A 21,927-nucleotide genomic window follows, 5' to 3' on the forward strand; every position below is an offset into this window, starting at 1 on the left:
ATCGTCAAAATTTCAGGATCGTCATGGTAACCAACGCTCCAACTCCACCCCCCACCCCCAAGCGTCGCCTCGAGCCCCTCTGCGATAAAATCTCCCTGCCAGTGATTCGCGCCGTGGTGGATGATTTTTACAACCGCATTCAGGTCCATCCTACCTTGGCGGAACCTTTTTCCATTGTGCAGGATTGGGATTTGCACAAGGATCGTCTGGTGCATTACTGGTGGACGGTTTCAGGTGGGCTGCCCTATAAAGATTATCGCTATGCTCTGGGGGACAAGCACGCGCCGGTGGGGGTGACCAACCCTCTGGTGGATGACTGGCTTGCCCTGTTCCATGAGACCATGCTGGATCACATGGATGCCGATCTGGCCAAACGCTGGCATGGCATGGCGGCAGGCATTGGCGAGTCCCTGCGCCTGATGTTTGCCCCACGGGAGTCTTAAGCCCGCTTCAATCGGCGCGCGCGTTATCCAGAAAAAAGCGGTAGGCAGGATTGCCGCTTTCGGAAACATGCGAATAACCCACCTTGGACAGCATGCTTTCAAATTGCGGCAGATCACTGTCGGGTACTTCAAATCCCGCCAGCACCCGCCCCAGATCGACGCCATTATTGCGATAGTGGAACAGACTGATGTTCCAGTGCCCCCCCAGCTTTTCCAGAAACGCCATGAGGGCGCCCGGCCTTTCCGGAAACTCAAAGCGGTAGATTCTTTCGTTCCGGGCTTCCCGGGCATGGCCCCCGACCATGTGGCGAATATGGAGCTTGGCCATTTCATCCTGACTCAGGTCCAGAGCTTCGTGACCGGTATCCCGCAATTGCTGGAGGAGGGCTGCAGCATCTTCCCGGTCGCGAATGGCGACCCCTACAAAAATATGGGCGCGATCGCGGCGATGCAGACGATAATTGAATTCAGTCACCACCCGCTGGCCAATGGCGGCACAAAAGTCGCGAAAGGCGCCGGGGGTTTCGGGAATGGTGACCGCAAACAAGGCTTCCCGGGCCTCGCCCAGTTCGGCGCGCTCGGCAATGAAGCCCAGCCGGTCAAAATTCATGTTGGCCCCCGAGAGCAGGGCGACCCAGGCCCCGCCCTGACCGGGGTCTTCGCCGGCCTTGCGTTTGAGTCCGGCCAGCGCCAGGGCGCCGGCAGGTTCCATGATGGAGCGGGTTTCATCAAATACATCCTTGATGGCAGCGCAGATTTCATCATTGCTGACGCGAACAATTTCATCCACATAGCGCTGACAGAGAGCGAAAGTATGTTCGCCGACCTGTTTGACGGCTACGCCATCGGCAAATATCCCCACCTGGGGGAGTACAATCCGCTTTCCGGCCGCTAAGGATTGAAACATGGCATCGGCCTCGAAAGGTTCGACGCCAATGATGCGGATTTCCGGAACGATGGACTTCAGATAAGCCGCCACCCCGGCAATCAGCCCACCACCACCCACCGGTACAAATATCGCCTCCAGACCAGTACCGCGCTGCCGCAAAATTTCCGCACCCACGGTTCCCTGACCGGCGATCACCAGAGGATCATCAAAGGGCGGGATGAACACCATGCCGGATTGCTCGACCAATTGAAAACAGTGACTTTGCGCGTCGGAAAAATTGTCGCCGTGCAAGATGACCTCCGCGCCCCGGGCCCGCACCGCCTGGACCTTGATTTCCGGCGTGGTGGCAGGCATGACGATAACGGCGCGAATGCCGAGCTTCTGGGCGGAGTAGGCGACACCCTGAGCGTGATTGCCGGCGCTGGCGGTGATCACCCCGGCGGCCTTTTCGGCAGCAGAGAGCTGGGCAATCTTGTTGTAAGCCCCGCGCAACTTGAAGCTGAATACCGGTTGCAAGTCCTCGCGCTTGAACAGGATTTCCCGCTGCAGGCGCGCGCTCAGTTTGGGGGCGGTTTCCAGCGGGGTTTCCCGAGCGACATCATACACCCGGCTGCACAGCACTTCCCGAAGCAGGTTTTTCACGATTTGGAGGGCTCCCGGGGCTGAAGTTGCATGAGTTGGCGAAATTCGGCGATGTCCGGGGCCAGGGCGGCATTGGCTTTGGCTTCCATGGCTTCATAGCGGCGCAGTACTTCTTCCCCCATTTCCGTCAGGTGAGCCCCACCACCATGACTGCCACCGGTGGCGGTGCTGACCAGGGGGCTGAGGAAGCTGTGATTCATGGTGTCCACCAGTAACCAGGCGCGCCGATAGCTCATCTGCATACAGCGGGCCGCCGCCGAAATGGAACCGGTTTCGCGAATGTGACGGAGCAATTCGGCTTTACCGGGACCCATGGCGATGGCTTCCGCCAGTAAAACCCGCAAGCGTGGCTGCAACTGTTCGCTCATGCGCTGTTCCTCCCCTCAAAATAATTCAGCAGTGTGTTCGGTAGCCAGTCCAGATGCCCGGGAAAAGGCCCGGTCATAAAGCCCACATGGCCACCATGCTCGGTGACATAAGGTGTTATGGCCGGACTTAACACCGCCGCACGGACACTGGCGATGGGCACAATCGGGTCATCCGCGCTGTGCAGGAGCAAGGTAGGCACCTGGATGTAGCGTAACAGCGGCGCTGATGAGCCTTTTTCCCAGAACACCTGCGCGCCGGCAAAGCCATGCACGGGTGCGGTAAAATATTCATCAAAATCATACAGGTTTCTGGCCAAAAAAACCCGGGTCCAGTCGGCCATTTCCGGGTGACGCTGCTGAAAACGGCGAGCCGTTTTTTTCATGTTGATCAGAAAGTAACGATTGTAAAAACGAATGGATCCCTGTTGCAAAAATTCCGCCGTGGCAGCCAGGTCAACGGGCGCGCAAACCCCCGCTGCTTTACTCAGGACCTGTTCGGCGCTGCTACCCTGTTCACCCAGATATTTCAGCAGGGCATTGCCGCCCAGGGAGACCCCCACGCCATAGCGCTGGCGGTCGGGCAGGAGTGCGGCGACCTTTTCCAGCATCCAGGCGATTTCCGCACTATCGCCGGCATGATAACTGCGGGGGAGGCGGTTATCGATGCCGCCACAGCCCCGGAAATTGATGAAACAACCCGCCCAGCCCCGTTGCTGCAGGGCCACCGCCAACGCCAGGGCGTAATGCCCCCGGGAACTGCTACCCAGACCATGAAACAGAATGACCACAGGTGCTCCTGACGGCGCATCAATCCAGTCAACGGCAATCTGGTCCTGATCGGGGGTGGTCCAAAGCTCGCGACGGAAAGATACCTTTCCAGAGTGTGCGAAAAAGGGCGCCCAGATGGTTTGCATGTGGCCGCCCCGGGCCCACCAGGGTGGCTGAAAGTCACAGAACAACGCTAGTCTTCGATGTAAGCGTCGTGCTGACGGAGGTAAGCCTCAAGCTCATCGATGCAGCTCCCGCAGCCACCGCCGCATCCCGCATGGACCATCAACAATTCCATGAAAGGAAGGGGCTCAGCGCGTTGGCGCTCCAGAATTTCCATAAATGTGGCCGCCGAACAGCAGCAATAAGGGCTGTCATCGACTTCCTCGGGTGCGGCAGACATGGTAAAACTTTCACCTCTCGGCAACTGATGCTGGAACAACCTCATACAGTAGCCATTGCGCGCATAAGGTGCAAGACTTGCAACATGATTTTATCGATAGTTTTTCGCTGCTGTGGTTTTTTGGGCTCTGGGGCTGGTAAACTTTGAATCATCCTATAAAATGCGTGTATTGGCTGAACTGGAGCAGTGGTTATGGATGAGGCAGGACTTTGCGGATGAGCACTGTCATAAAAAGTTCATAAAACTGCCGCACTATTGTCACATTTGTGAGTCATAATAAGGAAGGTTTGCTATCGTTTTTGCACGGAGAGTCCTGCATGTTAAGCACTCAATCTCACGGCAGTACTGATCACTTGACCAAGAAAAAAGATCGTTCCCTGCGACTTTATCTGGCCCGTCATCAGGACGAAGTGGAGGCGGCGCAGCGTTTGCGTTATGAAGTATTTAGCGCCGAATATGGCGCCCAACTCAGCGGCGGCCCTGGTATGGACCAGGATGAGTATGATCCCTTCTGCGAACATCTGATTGTCGAAGATGAGAACCGCCAGGAGGTAGTCGGGACTTATCGCCTGTTTCTCCCCGAAAAAGTCCCCTCGGTGGGTCGTTATTATGCCGAAACCGAATTTGACCTGTCCCGCCTGCTCGCTCTGAATGCCCGTATCATGGAACTGGGTCGCTCCTGCGTGCATCCCGACTATCGCCAGGGAGCGGTGATAGCTTTGCTCTGGTCGGGATTGGCCGAGGCCATGTCCATGTGGCAGATCGATTATCTGATGGGTTGCGCCAGCGTCCACAGTACCGATGGCCCGGCGCTGGGCGCTCTCTATCAGCAGCTGCAGCAATATCTGACCCCCCAGGAGCAGCGGGTGTTTCCGCTGCGGGCAGTGCCGGGCTTTGATATGCAGGCGCAAGTCGCGCCTGCCTCTCTGCCCTCCCTGCTGAAGGGTTATTTGCGGGCGGGAGTTCGGGTGGGGGGAGAGCCTTTCTGGGATCCTCAATTCCACTGTTCCGACTTTTTTGTCTGGTGTGAATCGAGCCTCATTACCCCCCGTTATCAGCAGCGCTTTCTGGAACCGGTGGGTCCCAGAAAATGAGATGGCGTAAACAAACGCCCGCACCGGTGCTGATTCACTATCCGGGGCGGCGTTTGCGGCGCTTGCGCCCCAATGCCATGCGCCGCTTCTGGCGTCTTCCTTTGCTGGTTTTTTATCTGCTGCTAGCCTATCCGCTGGCGCTGTGGACCTGTGCCCGCAAGGCGCAGCCTGATGCCATGAGTTATCGGGCTTTTGCCTGGTGGAGTCGCCGCGCCCTGCGGGTTTTGGGTATCCGCCTGCGGGTGGACGGTAAAATCCCGGAGCAGCCGGTCATGGTGGCAGCCAATCATGTCTCCTATCTCGACATTCTTGCCCTGGCGACCTTGATTCCCGGCCGTTTCGTGGCCAAAAAGGAAATGCGCAACTGGCCATTTTTCGGAATCATGGGCGAGTGGTTAGGGACTCTGTTCATTGATCGCAGTGACGCCCGCGCCAGTCAACGGACCATGCGCCAGGCCAGCGACATCATTGTGGCGGGTACCAGTGTGGTGCTGTTTCCGGAGGGGACCACCAGTGATGGTAAAGCTGTGGGTGAATTTTACGCCGCGCCTTTTGAAACAGCGGCTGTTGCCCGTGCCGAGACCATTCCGGTGGCACTGCGCTATGAGGATGTGCTGCGCCCGGGACAACCCGATGTTTTGTGTCCTTTTATTGGCGACGACAGCCTGTTTGGGCATCTCTGGCGACTGGCGGCGGCGGCTCCCTTGACCCTGCGTGTGGAGTTTCTGCCGGCCCTTCCACCTGAGCTGGGACGTCGGCAGTTGGCTCAAAATGCCCGTCAGGCCATCAGTGATGCCTTGCAGCGCATGGAGCAGGGCGCTTCCGTCACCTATCTGCCGAACCACCGTTCCCGTCGCCATCCTTTCCGTGATGCCTGGGCCGCCTGGCGGCGCGGTCATGGGGCCTGAATGTATTCTTGCCCCGACGGGGATGGCATAGGGGATTTTTGCTCCAACGTTCCTTGCCTGTTGTTCTAAGGCTCATCCCGCTGTCAGGCGAAAACTCGCCCTACGGGCTCAAACAGTTCGCCTGCCGGGCGCGGGATTTCACCAAGAACAACAACGGCGCGGAACAAAGTCGCGGCAAATCCCCTATGCCATCCCCGACGGGGCGCGACTAGATCACTCAGTATCAAACGGTTTGTTTTGCTTGACCCCAGTGGTGGACCGTGTCAATCAGGGTGCTGACATTTTCGATAGGAGTTTGCGGAGTAATACCATGCCCCAGATTGAAAATGTGCCCGGCTCCGGGTCCGTGACTTTCCAGAATCCGCAGGGCTTCCTGGCGCACTCCGGAGCTGCTGCCATAGAGCGCAATAGGATCCATATTGCCTTGCAGGGCGACTTTCTGCCCCAGACGCTGGCGGGCTAAAGCTAGTTCCGTGCTCCAGTCGAGACCCAGCACATCAGCACCACTGTCGGCCATGGCTTCCAGCCAGTTACCGCCGCCCTTGGTGAAGAGGATGACGGGAACGGTCCGACCCTCGGCCTGCCGGTGGAGTCCGGCAATAATCCTGGTCATATAGGCCAGTGAAAATTCCCGGTAGGCAGGAGTGCTGAGGCTGCCGCCCCAGGTGTCAAAGAGCATCACCGCTTGGGCACCGGCAGCAATCTGGGCATTCAGATAGGCGGTGACTGCATCGGCAAGATGAGCCAGCAAGCGATGCAGGGTCGCCGGGTCGCTGTATAGCAGTCCCTTGATATGGATGAAATCCCGACTGCCACGCCCTTCGATCATGTAGCAGGCCAGTGTCCAGGGGCTGCCGGCAAAACCGATGAGGGGTACTCGTCCGTCAAGTTCACGACGGATCAGGCGCAGGGCATCCATGACAAAACGAAGTTCCGTTTCCGGGTCGGGCTGGCTGAGGCGGGCAATATCGGCCGCCGAGCGCAGAGGATTCGCAAAAACCGGGCCTTCGCCTTCCTGAAAACTCAAGCCCAGCCCCATCACATAAGGGATAGTGAGGATATCCGAGAAGAGAATGGCCGCATCCAGGGGAAAACGGTCGATGGGTTGCAGGGTGACTTCGCAGGCCAGTTCCGGCGTGGTGCAGAGGGTCAGAAAGTCACCGGCCCGGGCGCGGGTGGCGCGATATTCGGGCAGATAACGCCCGGCCTGACGCATCAGCCAGACCGGTACCTGATCCACTTCCTGCTGCAGGCAGGCGCGTAGGAAACGGTCATTGTGAAGGACTTTAGTCACGCCTTAAACGCCCAGGTGGTCGAGAATCCCTTCGGCCGCCTTTCTGCCCTCATCTACGGCAGTTACTACCAGATCCGAACCGCGCCGCATGTCGCCCCCCGCAAAAATCTGCGGATTACTGGTCTGAAACTGAGCATTGGTGCGAATCCGGCCGCGCTCGTCAATTTCTATCCCATGTTCGCCAAACCAGGTAGCCGGGGAGGGGTCGAAACCAAAGGCAATGATGACCACATCGGCGTCGAGGATCTGTTCGGAGCCGGGCACCAGTTCAGGATGACGGCGTCCTTTGGCATCGGGTTCGCCCAACTGGGTTTCCACCATGCGCACCGCCTTCACACTACCTTGTTCATCCCCGATGATTTCCACTGGTTGGCGATTGAAGAGGAACTTCACCCCTTCCTCCCGGGCGTTCGCCACTTCCCGACGGGAGCCGGGCATGTTTTCCTCATCACGCCGATAGGCGCAGATAACACTGCTCGCTCCCTGGCGGATGGCGGTACGCACACAGTCCATGGCGGTATCGCCGCCCCCCAGTACCACGACTTTTTTACCGGAAAGGTTGAGATAGGGCAGGGTCGGGTCAGGCAGCTGCATCAGATGCCGGGTATTGGCAATCAGGTAGGACAACGCCTTGATGACGCCGGGTAACTGCTCGCCGGGAAGATGTCCGGTTTTGGCGGTGTAGGTGCCCATCCCGAGGAACACTGCATCATAGTCATTGAGCAGTTGCCCGAGAGAAATGTCTTTACCGATTTCCGTACCCAGTTGAAACTGGATACCCATTTCCTGAAGCAGATCAGCGCGGCGGGCGATGACTTCCTTTTCGAGTTTGAAGGGCGGAATCCCGAAGGTGAGCAGCCCGCCCACCGCTGGATAGCGATCATACACCGTCACTTCAGTGCCCGCGCGGTTGAGGATGTCGGCGCAGCCCAGACCCGCAGGTCCGGCACCCACCACGGCCACTTTTTTGCCATTGGGACTGATTGGGCCGATTGCGGGACGCCAGCCGCGCGCCAGGGCTTCCTCGCTGATGAATTTTTCGAGGTTGCCGATGGTCACAGCGCCATAGCCGTCATTGAGAGTACAGGCGCCTTCGCAGAGTCGGTCCTGGGGACAGATACGTCCGCAGATTTCCGGCAGGGTGTTGGTTTGGTGCGAGAGTTCAGCGGCTTCTTCAATGCGGTTTTCGACAATGAGCTGCAGCCAGTTGGGAATGTAATTGTGTACCGGACACTTCCATTCACAATAGGGATTACCGCAATGCAGGCAACGGTCAGCCTGCAGTTTGGCGCTGTCCAGGTCAAAGCTTTTATAGATTTCCTTGAAGGCCTCGCGACGTTCTTCCACGTCCAGCTTTTTCGGATCCTGCCGGGGGTCTTCGATGAAGGCAAAATGGCTCATAATGGTTCCTCGGTTGGGCGCGGAGAATCAGCTGGCTTCTTCCAGCAGGACATCGAGCTTCGCCGCCTTGGGCACGACGAGCCAGACATCACGAATGAAATGGGACCAGTCCTTCAGCAGGCTGGCCGCGTACGTGCTGCCGGTTTGCGCCACATGGGTTTCCACATGACGGCGCAGCAGGGCGGCATAACCGCGCATGGATTCGGTTTCGATACGATGGCAGTTGACCAGTTCGCCATTGACCTGATCCGCGAACTGCCGGGCCTGATCGCGCACAAAAGCCAGACCGCCGGTCATGCCTGCACCGAAGTTGACACCCACGGAACCGAGAATGATGACCTGACCACCGGTCATATACTCGCAGGCATGATCTCCCGCACCTTCAATAACCGCTACGGCACCGGAGTTGCGCACTGCAAAGCGTTCTCCGGCGCGTCCGGCAGCAAACAGGTGGCCTCCCGTCGCACCATAGAGGCAAGTGTTGCCCATGATGGCGGAATCCTGACTGGCATAATGGGTGCCTGCGGGCGGGGCAATGACCAGGGTGCCGCCATTCATGGCCTTGCCCACATAGTCATTGGCATCGCCGTGCAGTTGCAGGGTCATGCCCTGCACGCAGAAGGCACCAAAAGATTGGCCAGCGGTTCCGGTCAATTCGACATGAATGGCATCGTCGCGCAGTCCGTTATTGCCATAGCGTTGGGCAATTTCTCCCGCCAGACGCGCACCGATGGAACGGTTGACGTTGCGAATGGGGTAATGCAGGCGCGTAGGTATCTGCTCTTCGAGAGCCGGTCGGGCATCCTTGACCATCTGTTCGGCCAGTTCGCCTTTGTCAAAGGGCGGGTTGCGGTCCTGGGTGTGATAATTGACATCGGCATTTTCCAGCTGGGCATTGGCGAGCAGGGGCAGCAGGTTGAGGCGCTCCTGCTTTTCTGTCTGGGCTCCACCGACTTCCAGTAGCTGGCTGGCGCCAATGAGTTCATCAAAACGCCGGATACCCAGCTCGGCCATGATCTGCCGCGCTTCTTCAGCCACGAAACGGAAGTAGTTGATGGCCATTTCTGGAAGGCCGGTAAAATGTTTGCGCAGGGTTTCATCCTGGGTGGCAATGCCGGTGGCACAATTGTTGAGATGGCAGATACGCAGATATTTGCAACCCAAGGCAATCATCGGCGCGGTACCAAAACCAAAGCTCTCGGCCCCCAGCAGAGCGCCCTTGATGACGTCCAGGCCGGTTTTGAAGCCGCCGTCGGCCTGCAGACGTACCCGGTGGCGTAACTGATTGCGGCGCAGGGTGACCTGGGTTTCGGCGAGTCCCAATTCCCAGGGCGATCCGGCATATTTGACCGAGGTCAGGGGGCTGGCGCCGGTACCACCATCATAACCGGCAATGGTGATGCGGTCGGCATAGGCCTTGGCAACGCCGGCAGCAATGGTTCCGACACCGGCTTCCGACACCAGCTTCACCGAGACATAGGCCCGGGGATTGATCTGCTTCAGGTCAAAAATAAGCTGGGCCAAATCTTCGATGGAGTAAATGTCGTGGTGGGGCGGGGGGCTGATCAGCGCCACGCCTTCCTTGGCATAGCGCAGGCGGGCAATGATGCCGCTGACTTTATGTCCGGGTAGCTGGCCACCTTCACCGGGTTTGGCGCCCTGGGCGACCTTGATCTGCAACTCTTCGGCATTGACCGCATACTCCGGCGTCACACCAAAGCGGCCAGAAGCTATCTGCTTGATCTTACTGACCTTGTTGTTGTGATAGCGGGCCGGATCCTCCCCTCCTTCACCGGAGTTGGAGCGACCGCCGATGCTGTTCATGGCAATGGCCAGGGCTTCGTGAGCTTCGGGTGAAAGGGCACCCAGGGACATGGCGGCCGTATCGAAGCGCGGGGTGATGGATTCGACGGGCTCCACTTCACTGAGAGGAATGGGTTGGGCGGAATTTTTGAGCTGCAGCAGATCGCGCAAATTGGTCACCGGACGTTCGTTGACCAGACCGGCAAACACCTGATAATCCGTATATCGCCCGGATTTTACCGCTGTTTGCAGGCTTTGAACGACATCGGGGTGATAGGCGTGATATTCGCCGCCGTTCACATATTTGAGCAAACCACCGACGGGCAGGGTTTTTCTGGGAATGAAGGCGTTGCGCACCTGCTGGCGGATATCGTCCTCCAGAAGCTCAAAGCTGGCGCCACCAATCCGGCTGACGGTCCCCTTGAAGCAGCGCTCCACCACCAGTTCATCCAGACCCAGAGCTTCAAAAAGCTGGGTACTGCGATAAGAGGCAAGGGTGGATATACCCATTTTCGAGAGGATTTTATAGAGCCCCTTGTCGATGCCTTTGCGGTAATTTTCCAGCGCTTTGTTTTCGGTCAGAGGCTGGCTGAAGGCGTGGCGTTCCAGCAGACTGCGGACAATGGCATAGCTGAGGTACGGATAAACGGCGGTTGCCCCGTAACCGATCAGGGTGGCAAATTGATGGGGGTCGCGGGCATGGGCGGTAGCCACCACAATGTTGGCCCGGGTCCGCAACCCGGCGTCAATGAGGGCATGATGCACCGCGCCTACGGCCATGAGCGCCGGAATGTAAAGACGATCCCGCTCCAGGGCATGGTCCGACAGCACCAGGATGACCGCGCCATGGCGCACAGCGGTAATGATTTCTTCGCAGAGGGCTTCAATGGCGCCGCCCAGATTGCTATCGGCGGCGGAATAGCAGAGATCGAAGCTCTGGCTGCGAAAGGCCGGTTCTGTGCGGCTGGTCAGGGCCGCAAAAGTGGCATCCGACAGGATTGGTGAGTGAATTTCGATGCGGCGGGCATATTCGGGACGTTCGGCAAACAGGTTGCTTTCGCTGCCAATCACCGTATTCAAAGACATCACCAGCGCTTCGCGCAGAGGGTCAATGGGGGGGTTGGTCACCTGGGCAAACTGCTGGCGGAAATAATCGGCAATATGGCGTCTTTGGGTGGACAGCACCGCCATGGGGGTATCATCACCCATGGAACCCACGGCCTCCTGGGCGCCCTCTGCCAGCACCCGAATGACCTGGTCTTCTTCCTCAAAGCTGACGCCAAAGGCTTTTTCACTGGTCAACAAGTCGGCAACCGGCAGGGCAGGGGTCAGGTCCTGGTCGTCACGGTGCAGGTGTTCGGCATATTCATCCAGCCAGGCCCGGTAGGGGTGGCTGTTCATGATTTCGGTGTCAATACTCTCGGAGTCCAGGAAACGACCGGTCGCCATGTCCACGGCCACCAGTTGACCCGGGCCGACCCGGCCCTGCACTTCAATGTCCTGATGCTGGTAGTCGAATACGCCCACTTCCGAGGCAATGTTGATGATACGGTCTTTGGTGATGACGTAACGTGCCGGACGCAGGCCATTCCGATCCAGGGCACAGGCGGCAATGCGGCCGGTATTCAGTACCAGTCCGGCGGGACCGTCCCAGGCTTCCATGCGCATGGAGTGATATTCATAAAAAGCGCGCAGGGCGGGTTCCATGTGCGGAACATTATGCCAGGCCGGGGGAACGAGCAGACGGATGGCCTTGAAAAAATCCATGCCGCCCTGCACCAGCAGTTCCAGATGTTGTCGAGGCTGAAGGAATCGCTACCACCGCCGACGGCGGGGAGGACTTCAGCCATGGGCAGGAGATCGCTCTGCAATTGGGCTTCCCGGGCCTTGGCCCAGAGCCGGTTGCCCTGTACCGTATTGAGTTCGCCATTGTGGGCAAGCATCCGGAAAGGCTGGCAGAGGCGCCATTCCGGCCAGGTATTGGTGGAAAACCGCTGATGATAGGTAACCAGTGCCGAAGTAAAGCGGGTATCGCACAGGTCGGGATAAAACACCGGCAGATTTTCCGGCAGCACCAGTCCCTTGTAGCCGATGACCTGGGATGAGCAGGTGATGGCGAAAAAGTCCTTGTCGGCGACAAACTGCTTTTCCACCCGGCGGCGCAGGCGATAGAGCAGGCGTTCATGGGTGTCCTCGTCCTGCTCTGCGGGCAAGCCGATAAACACCTGCCAGACGGCGGGCAGACTGCTCAGAGCTTCTTCGCCGCAGGCGGAGGCGTCAGTAGGAACCTGCCGCCAGCCCAGACTGCTTAGGCCGAGATCCCGGGCTTCATGGTCGAGAGTCGCGCGGATATTCCCAGCCAGCGTGGCATCCTGGGGTAGAAAAAACTGACCAACTCCGAAATGCGCGGGCAGTTCAACGCCCATCTCCGCTGCTATGCTTTGGAAGAAAGCCCGGGGCATTTGTACCAACAAGCCGCAGCCGTCCCCGCTTTTACCATCCGCCGCGACCGCACCGCGATGGGTCAGTCGTGCCAGAGAGGCAATGGCTGTGGCGACAATGGCATGGCTGGCCTGATTATCCATCTGGGCAATCAGTCCGAAGCCGCAGGAATCTCTTTCAAAGTCGGAGGAGTATAAGCTTTGCGTCATGTGGTCACCTGGTCTGTTCCGTCACCCTGTCGCCGAACTGCAAAGCAGGGCTAGACATTATAGCGGGCTTATGGACGAGGTCCAAGAGGGCGAGTTTTGAAATTTTGCGTCCGGCCTCAGGCTTCCCCGTGGGGATCAAACAGGCGGTCATATTCGGCGATGGCAAAGCGGTCGGTCATGCCGGCAATATAATCCGCGACAATGCGCGCCCGGCTATTTTCCTGCTGATCGCTGTTTTGAATGCGCGCCTGATATTTCAGAGGCAGCAGGCGGGGGTCTTCGCGCAGGGTATGGAAAAGGCGGCGCACCAGGCGCTTGGCTTTTTCCGCCTGACGATGCACCCGGGGATGCCGGTACATGCGCTGAAACAGATAGCTTTTCAATGCCTTGATTTGCGCCGCGATTTCCGGGCTGTGGGCGGCCAGTGGCCGGGGGCTGGCGCGAACGGCGGCAATGCTGGTGATTTTGCCGTTCGCGATGCGCCGACGGGTTTCCGCCACCAGATCATGAATCAGTAGGTTGATCAGGCGGCGGCCAGTTTCATGACGCAAAATGGTCGCGCTGGCATCGGGATACCGGGACTGCACTTCGCCATAAATGTCCCCGTACAGAGGATTGCTGCAGAGTTCCTGCAAGTCGAGCAGTCCGGCGCGCAGACCATCGTCAATATCATGATTATTATAGGCAATTTCATCGGCGAGGTTGGTGATTTGCGCTTCCAGACTGGGCTGGGTGCCGTTCAGGAAGCGTTCGCCCACATCTCCCAGGTCGGTGGCTTTGCTTTTAGCGCAATGTTTGAGGATGCCTTCCCGGGTTTCAAAACTGAGATTCAGGCCGGGAAAATCGCCGTAACGGACTTCGAGACGATCCACAATGCGCAGGGACTGGATATTATGCTCGAAGCCGCCGAGATCATGCATGCATTCCTGCAGGGCATCCTGACCGGCATGGCCGAAGGGAGTGTGGCCCAGATCATGGGCCAGGGCGATGGCTTCCACCAGGTCTTCATCCAGACCCAATTGCCGGGCGATGGCGCGACCCACCTGGGCAACCTCCAGGGTGTGGGTGAGGCGGGTGCGATACAAGTCGCCCTCATGATTGACGAATACCTGGGTTTTGTATTCCAGACGACGAAAGGCGCTGGAGTGAATCACCCGGTCACGGTCCCGCTGGAAAGGACTGCGACTTTCCGGCGGGTCTTCCGGATACTTGCGACCGGGACTACTCCCGGCATGGGCTGCGTAAGGCGCCAGTCTGTCTGGGAAGGGGAAATTATCCGCCAAGGCCGTTATGCTCCTGCTCCTGTATGGCCGATTCGCCCGCTGACTCGTCGATGACCCGCTGCATAGTCTCCGCCAGAAGTGGCAGGCGGGCGGCAAACAGGGCATAGGCCGCGTCCGCATATTCGCGAATTTCATACTGGGCGTCTTTTTTGCGGCGCAGCTTGAAAAAGTTCATGAGGCTGCGGAAGTTGATGGTCCAGTACACGTCGGAATAGGCGGCCACCGGCATGACATTGCGCAGGAGTTCCCGGGCCCGGCCCCGGTAGGGATCACGCCCCCCTTCTTTGGGCGCCAGTTCGCCCGATTCCCGGGCCTGATCAATGCGCGCACAGGCGGCGCTGTACTGGGTTTCGTACCACTGGAACAGTTGGCTCATGAGGGCTTCATATTCCGCCAGCGCCGTCTCGTCAAGCACGGCGTAACCATCCACAGTCCTGGCAGCAGCATCAGGAATGTAGGCGACAGAGATGGGTTTACGGTAACGCATGGAAAACTCATTCCAGCTGGAAACCCGGTGCTTGACCCACTGGCGCAACACAAAAATGGGAGCGATAAAGCGAAAGCGGAAATAGATGGTTTCAAAGGGGGTGCCATGTTGGTCGCGGAGCAATTGATAGAGCAGCTGACGATCGCGCTCGCTGAAGTCCTGACCACTTTTGAGGCGCTGGTTGGTGGTGCTGATGCGGGCGGTATTGATGATGGTGGCTTCATCGCCCCAGCTCTCCTCCAGTTCGATGAAGCCGAAATTACCAATACGGCGGGTTCCTTCGGGGTTGATGGCCATGCGTTGGGCCATTTCTGCCTGTAATTCTGCGGTGGCCTTGTTGATTTCATTCATGCGCTGCGCTCCATAAAAGCCTGCAGGGTCTGGGTAATGGCGGCAGGAGGGACATCGCCGGTAATCAGGGCGCTGCCGATACTGTTCAGCAGAATGAAGCGAATCTGTCCGGCTTCTGCCTTTTTATCCACTTTCATGAAGTCCATGTAGGTGGAAATCTCCAGCCGGGGAGCAAAGGTAGGAAGACCTGCCGCCTTGATGAGTTTGTAGATCCGGTTTTGTTCACTTTCCCGGAGCAGGTCCAGACGCCGGGACAAATCGGCGGCCATGACCATGCCGATGGCGACAGCCTCGCCATGCAGATAATGACCATAACCGCTGGCCGCTTCAATGGCATGACCAAAGGTATGACCAAAATTGAGAATGGCGCGCAGGCCGCCTTCCAGCTCGTCCCGGGCGACGACTTCCGCCTTGTCCTTGCAGGAGGTCTTGATGATTATTTCCAGGGCTTCATTGTCCCGGGCGAGGACGGCATCCAGATGATCTTCCAGCCAGGAGAAAAAACTCAGGTCATTGATCAGACCATACTTGATGACTTCGGCGAGTCCTGAGCGGAATTCCCGTTCCGGCAGGCTGTCGAGGGTGTCGGTATCAGCAATGACGCAGCGCGGTTGATAAAAGGCGCCGATCATGTTTTTGCCGAGAGGATGATTGACTCCGGTTTTGCCGCCGACGGAAGAATCCACCATGGCCAGCAGGGTGGTGGGAAACTGGATGCAGGCCACTCCCCGTTGATAAACAGCGGCGGCAAAACCGGTGATATCACCGACCACACCACCGCCCAGGGCGCAGAGGGTGCAGTCGCGTCCGTATCCGGCTTTGAGCAGTTCACCGGTGATGGTCTGAACATGGTCAAGAGTTTTGCTCTCTTCGCCAGCGGGCAGGGTGATGACCAGAGCGTCCTTGTGCAGGGACTTCAGGGTGTTTTGCAGAGTCTTCAGGTAGAGCGGACCCACATTCGTATCGGTAATGATGGCCACTGGCCCCTTGCCCAAGACCGGGGCGATGAGGCTGGAGTCGCCGAGAATGCCGCTACCCATGTGGATGGAATAACTGCGCTGACCAAGTTCTACACGAAGACTTTGCATATGTTCTAGGCTCTTGAGGTCGGATTTACCCTGCCATTGTTGATTTTCTGAGGCTGACAGGCAAGAGTGGCAATAAGGAGACAGCCCCTTTTTAAGCAGGATAGGCCTGTAAATGCCTTAGAATCCGCCGCAGTACCTGGTCGGAACGCAAGCCGTCACCACTCACCCGCCAGTGCGCCGTTTGCTGATAAATGTGGTTTCTTTGCCGGGCAAGCTGCTCCAGACGGGTTTCCAGGTCAGTATTTTGCAGCAGAGGACGGTTACGGTCGTGGCGGACTCTTTTCAATTGCTCTGCCACACTGATATCCAGATAAATGACCCGCCCCATCTGGCGCAGATGACCGCGATTGCGGGGATCGAGCACCGCTCCGCCACCGGTGGCCAGTACCATGGGATTTCCCTGTTCTACCAGGTCGGCGATGACTTTGGCTTCGCGTTCGCGAAAGCCGGTCTCGCCCTCGATTTCAAAAATGGTGGGAATATCCACCCCGGTATGACTGACGATGAGCTGGTCACTATCCACATAGGGAATACGTAAACGGGCGGCCAGAAGCCGCCCGATGGTCGATTTGCCCGAGCCCATGGGCCCGATGAGGACCACCGTTCCCGTCATTGCCCGAGATTGCTGTCGCTACTCGCGCCGGCCAGATCATCCTGGGCATCGCCACCGATGACTTTAGGCGTGATGAATACCAGCAATTCGGTCTTGGCAACACTATCGACGTTACTTTTGAACAGCCAGCCCAGCAGAGGAATATCCTTCAAGAGCGGAATACCGGTCTGGTTGTGGTTGGTGGTGTCGGTGTAGATCCCGCCGATGACCACCGTCTGACCATCGTTGACCAAGAGCTTGGTTTTGACTTCCTGAGTCTGGATGGGAATGCCGGATGGTAGTGCATCTGCATAGTTGGGCTGATTATTTTGCGCCGTTACATCCAGGGTGATTTTGCCATTAGGGGAAATATGCGGCGTTACATCCAGGCTCAACTCGGCTTTCTTGAAAGATACCGAGGTGGCGCCGCTGCTGGTGGATTGCTGATAGGGAATTTCCTGACCCTGAGAGATGACCGCCTTTTCATTGTCTTCGGTCAGCACTTTCGGACTGGAAATGATCTTGGCTCGGTTGTCCACCTGCAGGGCCTGGAGTTGTAGGTTGAGAATCCGGTTGCCGGCTGCGGTGCCCAGGGCAAATCCCAGGGAAGCCGGTGTGGCGCTGGCCAGTGCCGTGCCCGCATTGGAGGCGGCGAGGTTGGCCAGAGCAGGGACGGTAAAACCCGTACCTGTGGTAGAGCTACCGCCGCTGCTGCCGGAGATGGGATAGGAACCGCCCTGAGTTTCCGTGGTGCCGGTGGCACCGGTACCGGAAAGGTTGACTACGCCGCCCGCACCATTGGAAGTATAGGTACCCCCCCAATTGACGCCCAGAGAATGGGCGGCGCTGGTGGTGATCTGGACAATGCGCGCCTCGATCAGCACCTGTGGTACCGGCTTGTCGATTTTGGCGATCAGTTTTTTGATGTTGTCGATATCCCGGGGGGTATCCCGGACCAGCAGGCTGTTGGTGCGGTTGACGACGGCTACGCTACCGCGTGGTCCCAACAGGGAATTGCCGATGATGCTGGATTTGGGCAGCCCCAGAGCATTGGCCAGGGATTGCTGCTGATTGGCACTAATCTGGTCGTTCGGCTCGCCGGGCTGATTATGGTCAAAACCCTGCAGCAGTGCCGCAATGCTGGAAGCCTTGGCATATTTGATCTGAATCAGCTGGGTTTCCAGGGGCTCCAGCTTGCGCTTGCTGGCATCGGCCTTGAGTTCGGCCTCTTCCTGGCTGGTGATTTGATTGGCCGGGGCCACCCAGAGGATGTTGCCGATATGTTTGACCGCCAGCCCCTGAGATTCGAGAATGACCTTGAAAGCCTGCTCCCAGGGTTCATTTTTCAGGCGGATGGACAGGCTGCCCGTGACATTGTTGGAAACCACAATATTCTGGTGGGTAAAGTCGGCGATGACCTGCAAGGCATCACGTACGCTGATATTCTGAAAATCCATGCTCAGACGCGCGCCGGCATTGGGGTTTTGCGCGGCGGTTTCGGTCTTGGGATGGACATCAATCAGGGTATGCTGGCCGAGCTGGTAAGCCGAATATTCATAGGGACCATGGATGGCAAAAACCAGGCGGGTATTGCGTCCGAGGGGATAACTGTCCACGTATTGCACCGGAGTGCCAAACTGGGTCACCCCGAAACGATGGGTATAACTGGCGGGCAGGGTGGTATTTTTGAGCTCCACTACCAGGCGGCCATCTTGCCGGGTCACATTCATTTCCGGTTGCGGGCCGGCAATGGATAAATCAAGAATGCCGCCGCCCTGTTTGCCACGTTTGAAATTCAGGCCATTGACGGTAGTGCCATAGGTCATGACCGGAGCAACTGCATTCTGAGTAACGGCAGCCGGTTCGGCAGGACTGCTGACTGCTGCGGGTGTGGCAGCCACCGGAGTGGGGCTGGCGGAACCTGCAGCGACTGGAGTTGTGGCTACAGGTACTTTGCTATCGATCAGTGCCAGACGATAGCCCCCCACCGTGGGTTCCATCATGACCGCCTGGGGCGTTTTGAGGAGTAAATCCAAGCGGGCATTCTGTCCCTGATTTTCGGTCAGTACATTTTCTACCGCTCCGCTGGGCAGAACCGTGCCTACTGAGGGAAGAAAACGGGCATCGTTAAAATCAATTTGCACCCGATAGCCGCCGTTAAAAGTATTCACGTCGTAAGCAGGACGGGAATCACTATGAATGATGAAAGCCGTACCATGCTGGTCCGAACTGGGGGTAATGCTGCTGATCAGGCTTTCGGCCCAGGCTGCGCCGGAACTCAGGCACAGCGCAGCGGCCAGAATGGCGCTGGTCGCTGGCCGCAGACAGGGCAGTAGGGGACGGCTGCGGAGTTGAAGGCGGGCATTTGTGCGCATCTTTTTGCATTCCTCTATGTTCTTCGGGTTCAGGCTCGTCATGTTCAGTTACCGCTCTGCATGTGCAAAATGGTTTGTTCTTTCTTGTAGCCCCCAAAAGCATTGGGGAGGTACTGCTCGATGGTGACGGATTGTTTGGTCAATGTGTCATCGATGCCCGTAATGCGCCCGTCATGGGTACCGATATAACTACCGATGGTGGCGCGATAAACCTTGTTGTCGGGAGTCTGAATGACCGCCCATAACTGGCCGTTGGCCGAACGCATGATACCGGTCACGTTCATGCTGGAGAGCGCATATTTTTCCAGCGGTTGCACCGGACCATGAGACGCCGGACGGGGGCCGCTATTACTTTCTGCAGCAGCTTCCTTGCGCAACAGAATCTCGGAAAAACTGGTAAAGGGGTCACGATTGGCCAGATTGTTGTAAACAGTGGGCTGATAGGCCGGAGTTTTGGGCAGGGGTGTAATATGGTCGTTGGTTTTGGGTCCATTGGCGACGAAAGCGCGCAGATGGCTTAAATCATCACTATTGGAACATCCCGCCAGTACCGCGAGGCTGGCACTGATGGCCAGAACACTGCGGATTTTACGCCAAACACTGCTGCAGTTGCGGGCTGCGTTCGTTTTACAGAAACTCGCTATGCTCGTTTTACAGAAACTCACTGCGTTCGTTTTACAGAAACTCACTATGCTCGTTTTACAGAAACTCACTGCGTTCGTTTTCATGGCTTGCTCCCGTCCTGGGCTGCGCCGGTCTTGTCATCGCTATCCAGGTAGCGATAGGTGGTTGCCGTACATTGCATGACCAGTTGCTGGGCTGCCAGTGCTTTGGCTGCCGGAGTGCTACCGGTGTCGGGAACCCGGGAGATGTCAATGCCGCTGATGGTGACAATACGCGGCATGGCGGCCACAGCAGCGGCGAAGCGGCCGATATCGTTGTAGGTGCCCACGACCTTGAGTTTTACCGGAATTTCCGCATAGAAATTTTTGTTGATTTCACCCGTAGGCTGAAACAGTTCAAAATCCAGGCCGCGACTACGTCCCGCCAGGGTGACATCATCCAGCAGGGAAGGGATTTGGGTCCGGTTCGGAAGCTGTTCCAGAAACTTCTGAAAGCGTACGTTCATTTCCTTGATTTGCGCCTGATAGGCCGGTAGGGATGCCGCCAGCAGCTGTTTCTGCCGAATCTGGATTTTCAGGCTTTCTTCCTGGGTTTGCAGGGCGTCGTACTTGTCATTTTCGGGAGAAATGAATTCAAACCAGACGATAATGCCGAGAATCACAATAATGATCACAATGGCGATCAGCTTGGTTTTCAGGGGCCAGCGGAGGATATCATCCACCTGGAGATTGCGTAATTCGTCGAAAGTCACGGCTGGACCTCCTGTTTGCCCGAGGTCTGGGCACTTTTATCGGCGGCAGTGGGTTTGCGGATGGTCATTTGCAAGGTGAATTGACCGACGTCCTCACTGCCCAGTTTGGACTTGCTGATGATGTTCAACTGGGGATCGGTAAATATTTTGGAGGACTGGATATTGCGCATGAAGGCCGCCACCTGATCATTGTCTTCGCTATAACCATTCACCGTCAGGGCATCGCCGGATTGCTGGAGATGGGTCAGGAAAACGCCGTCCGGTGTTTCTGCAGCGAGGGCGTTAAATACCTGAACGACCATATCCCGCTTGGCCTGAAGATCGGTAATGATGCCTTCCCGGGCCAGTAGTTCGTCGCGTTTTTTGCGCAGGTCGGCAATCGAGGCAATCTGGGTATTCAGTTGATTGGTGACGCCCTGCAGATAATCGACTTTCGCTTGCTCTGTGTCCACGCGAGCGCTGAAAATGCTGTAAATCCCGTAGTAGAAAGCAGCAGCAAGAAGCAGGATGCCAATGAGGGCGGCACCCAGTACCTGACTACGCTGGGCGCGGCGGGCTTCGCGATAGGGCAGTAAATTGATGCGAATCATGCCGAAATCCTCCGCAGAGCCAAGCCACAGGCAACTGCCAGGGACGAACGGTCAGCATCCATGAAACGCCGACTGATTTGCGGGGATAATTCCATGCCGGTAAAGGGGTCGGGCACAAAAACGGGATAACTCACCAGTTGTCTTAATTGATCGGCCAGTTGCGGAATTTTGGCACCAACACCAAAAAGATGTACGGTGGCTGTCGGGACATCGGGCATGCTGGCCTGAAAAAAGTCCAGGGAACGGAACAGCTCCTGGGCCATGTTACGGGCAAAAGGCTGCAGCACATCTTTTTCATATTCGGGTGGCAGACCGCCGAAGCGTTCCATGCGCTGGGCATCATTGCTGTCGAGGTTGTAGCGGCGCTGAATTTCTTCCAGAAGGCGTCCCAGTCCAAAATTATGTTCCCTGGAGTACACCGGATGTCCGTCCTGGAATACGTAAATGTTGGTGGTGATGCTGCCGATTTCGACCAGCACGATTCCCTTGCCACTCAGGCTCTTGTCCTGGACTTTACTGCCGGACAGATGTTCATACAAGAGCCATAAGGCAAAGGGTTTGACGTCCACGATCTGCGGCTTGAGGCCAGCTTCTTCGATGACCGCCGCCCGGTCTTCGACATCTTCCTTTTTGCTGGCCACCAGCAGGACGTGATTATAACCCTTGCGGCTGTCGTCCGGACCCAACACGGAAAAATCAAAATTCACGGCATCAATACTGTAGGGAATATATTGGCTGCCTTCATAACGAATCTGGTCTTCAATACCCACTTCATCGAGGTCGGCGGGCAAGGAAATGACCTTGACGATGGCAGAGTTGGCGGGAAGGGCTGTAGCCACGGCTTTGGTACGAATCCGCGAGCGTTCGAGAATGTTGCGCAGAGCCCGGGAAACCGTTTCGCTATCCACAATATCCCGATCACTGACGGCACCCGGCGGCAGGGTTTCGGAATCAGCATGCTCGACCCGGATTTTCCCGCGACTTTGGGCGAGAGAAACGAGTTTTATGGCATCTGCACTGATGTCCAGGCCCAGCAAAGGAGAACTTGGTATGCGTAGCACGTCGATTTCCTTATTTTATGGTCTGACCAATGTTATAATATTTGCCTTGCAAACAGGATGA

The 21,927-nt window shown here is 57.3% G+C and carries 18 protein-coding genes and 1 pseudogene; 3 read left to right on the plus strand and 16 right to left on the minus strand.

The features are described from left to right. The first annotated feature begins 23 nt into the window (after window positions 1-23). Complete coding sequence (locus AC2VLR_RS09795) at window positions 24-443, plus strand: truncated hemoglobin (protein ID WP_486881963.1); 420 nt, start codon at window positions 24-26, stop codon at window positions 441-443. Window positions 444-450: 7 nt separating this feature from the next. Here the strand turns inward: AC2VLR_RS09795 and ilvA are convergent, their stop codons facing one another. The 4 genes from ilvA to AC2VLR_RS09815 are packed head-to-tail and all read right to left on the minus strand — an operon-like array spanning window position 451 to window position 3,513. Beyond that, a complete protein-coding gene (gene ilvA, locus AC2VLR_RS09800; RefSeq protein WP_486881964.1) occupies window positions 451-1,974 on the minus strand; it encodes a threonine ammonia-lyase, biosynthetic in 1,524 nt (507 codons plus the stop codon). After that, window positions 1,971-2,342 carry a winged helix-turn-helix domain-containing protein gene (locus AC2VLR_RS09805; protein WP_486881965.1) on the minus strand — a complete coding sequence of 124 codons (372 nt, stop codon included), beginning with the start codon at window positions 2,340-2,342 and terminating at the stop codon, window positions 1,971-1,973. The genes ilvA and AC2VLR_RS09805 overlap by 4 nt, the downstream gene beginning before the upstream one ends. Next, window positions 2,339-3,256, minus strand: a complete 918-nt coding sequence (locus AC2VLR_RS09810; RefSeq protein WP_486881966.1) for a YheT family hydrolase — start codon at window positions 3,254-3,256, stop codon at window positions 2,339-2,341. Before AC2VLR_RS09810 ends, AC2VLR_RS09805 begins: the two co-directional genes overlap by 4 nt. 47 nt (window positions 3,257-3,303) lie before the next feature. After that, window positions 3,304-3,513 (minus strand): (2Fe-2S)-binding protein, encoded by a 210-nt coding sequence (locus tag AC2VLR_RS09815; RefSeq protein WP_101537134.1) that lies wholly within the window; start codon window positions 3,511-3,513, stop codon window positions 3,304-3,306. A 317-nt stretch (window positions 3,514-3,830) separates the two neighbouring features. Between AC2VLR_RS09815 and AC2VLR_RS09820 the strand changes: the two genes are divergently transcribed. Then, window positions 3,831-4,607, plus strand: a complete 777-nt coding sequence (locus AC2VLR_RS09820; protein WP_486881967.1) for a GNAT family N-acetyltransferase — start codon at window positions 3,831-3,833, stop codon at window positions 4,605-4,607. After that, window positions 4,604-5,515 (plus strand): lysophospholipid acyltransferase family protein, encoded by a 912-nt coding sequence (locus AC2VLR_RS09825; protein WP_486881968.1) that lies wholly within the window; start codon window positions 4,604-4,606, stop codon window positions 5,513-5,515. The genes AC2VLR_RS09820 and AC2VLR_RS09825 overlap by 4 nt, the downstream gene beginning before the upstream one ends. A 223-nt stretch (window positions 5,516-5,738) precedes the next feature. On the opposite strand, the gene hemE is transcribed toward AC2VLR_RS09825, so the two are convergent. The 12 genes and pseudogenes from hemE to pilM form a co-directional block, all read right to left on the minus strand. Then, window positions 5,739-6,809, minus strand: a complete 1,071-nt coding sequence (gene hemE, locus AC2VLR_RS09830) for a uroporphyrinogen decarboxylase (RefSeq protein ID WP_486881969.1) — start codon at window positions 6,807-6,809, stop codon at window positions 5,739-5,741. Window positions 6,810-6,812: 3 nt separating this feature from the next. Beyond that, window positions 6,813-8,210: an FAD-dependent oxidoreductase gene (locus AC2VLR_RS09835; protein ID WP_486881970.1), complete on the minus strand. Its 1,398-nt coding sequence runs from the start codon at window positions 8,208-8,210 to the stop codon at window positions 6,813-6,815. A 27-nt stretch (window positions 8,211-8,237) separates the two neighbouring features. Further along, a pseudogene (gene gltB / locus AC2VLR_RS09840) lies at window positions 8,238-12,664 on the minus strand (glutamate synthase large subunit). 116 nt (window positions 12,665-12,780) lie between these two features. Next, window positions 12,781-13,947, minus strand: a complete 1,167-nt coding sequence (locus AC2VLR_RS09845) for a deoxyguanosinetriphosphate triphosphohydrolase (RefSeq protein WP_486881971.1) — start codon at window positions 13,945-13,947, stop codon at window positions 12,781-12,783. Then, on the minus strand, window positions 13,937-14,785 hold the full coding sequence (gene thyX, locus AC2VLR_RS09850) for an FAD-dependent thymidylate synthase (protein WP_486881972.1): 849 nt from the start codon (window positions 14,783-14,785) through the stop codon (window positions 13,937-13,939). The genes AC2VLR_RS09845 and thyX overlap by 11 nt, the downstream gene beginning before the upstream one ends. Further along, a complete protein-coding gene (gene aroB / locus AC2VLR_RS09855; protein WP_486881973.1) occupies window positions 14,782-15,873 on the minus strand; it encodes a 3-dehydroquinate synthase in 1,092 nt (363 codons plus the stop codon). The genes thyX and aroB overlap by 4 nt, the downstream gene beginning before the upstream one ends. Window positions 15,874-15,964: 91 nt before the next feature. Further along, window positions 15,965-16,486 (minus strand): shikimate kinase, encoded by a 522-nt coding sequence (locus AC2VLR_RS09860; RefSeq protein WP_486881974.1) that lies wholly within the window; start codon window positions 16,484-16,486, stop codon window positions 15,965-15,967. Then, the gene (locus AC2VLR_RS09865) at window positions 16,483-18,840 is read right to left on the minus strand and encodes a type IV pilus secretin PilQ (RefSeq protein WP_486881975.1); all 2,358 of its coding nucleotides are present in this window, start codon (window positions 18,838-18,840) and stop codon (window positions 16,483-16,485) included. Before AC2VLR_RS09865 ends, AC2VLR_RS09860 begins: the two co-directional genes overlap by 4 nt. Window positions 18,841-18,884: 44 nt before the next feature. After that, a complete protein-coding gene (locus AC2VLR_RS09870; protein WP_486881976.1) occupies window positions 18,885-19,505 on the minus strand; it encodes a pilus assembly protein PilP in 621 nt (206 codons plus the stop codon). Window positions 19,506-19,564: 59 nt separating this feature from the next. Then, window positions 19,565-20,215 carry a type IV pilus inner membrane component PilO gene (locus AC2VLR_RS09875; RefSeq protein WP_486881977.1) on the minus strand — a complete coding sequence of 217 codons (651 nt, stop codon included), beginning with the start codon at window positions 20,213-20,215 and terminating at the stop codon, window positions 19,565-19,567. Continuing rightward, window positions 20,212-20,805 (minus strand): PilN domain-containing protein, encoded by a 594-nt coding sequence (locus AC2VLR_RS09880; RefSeq protein ID WP_486881978.1) that lies wholly within the window; start codon window positions 20,803-20,805, stop codon window positions 20,212-20,214. Before AC2VLR_RS09880 ends, AC2VLR_RS09875 begins: the two co-directional genes overlap by 4 nt. Next, window positions 20,802-21,866 (minus strand): type IV pilus assembly protein PilM, encoded by a 1,065-nt coding sequence (pilM, locus tag AC2VLR_RS09885; protein WP_486881979.1) that lies wholly within the window; start codon window positions 21,864-21,866, stop codon window positions 20,802-20,804. Before pilM ends, AC2VLR_RS09880 begins: the two co-directional genes overlap by 4 nt. Window positions 21,867-21,927: the final 61 nt, after the last annotated feature.

The organism is Acidithiobacillus sp. TH-A117, from assembly GCF_057473465.1.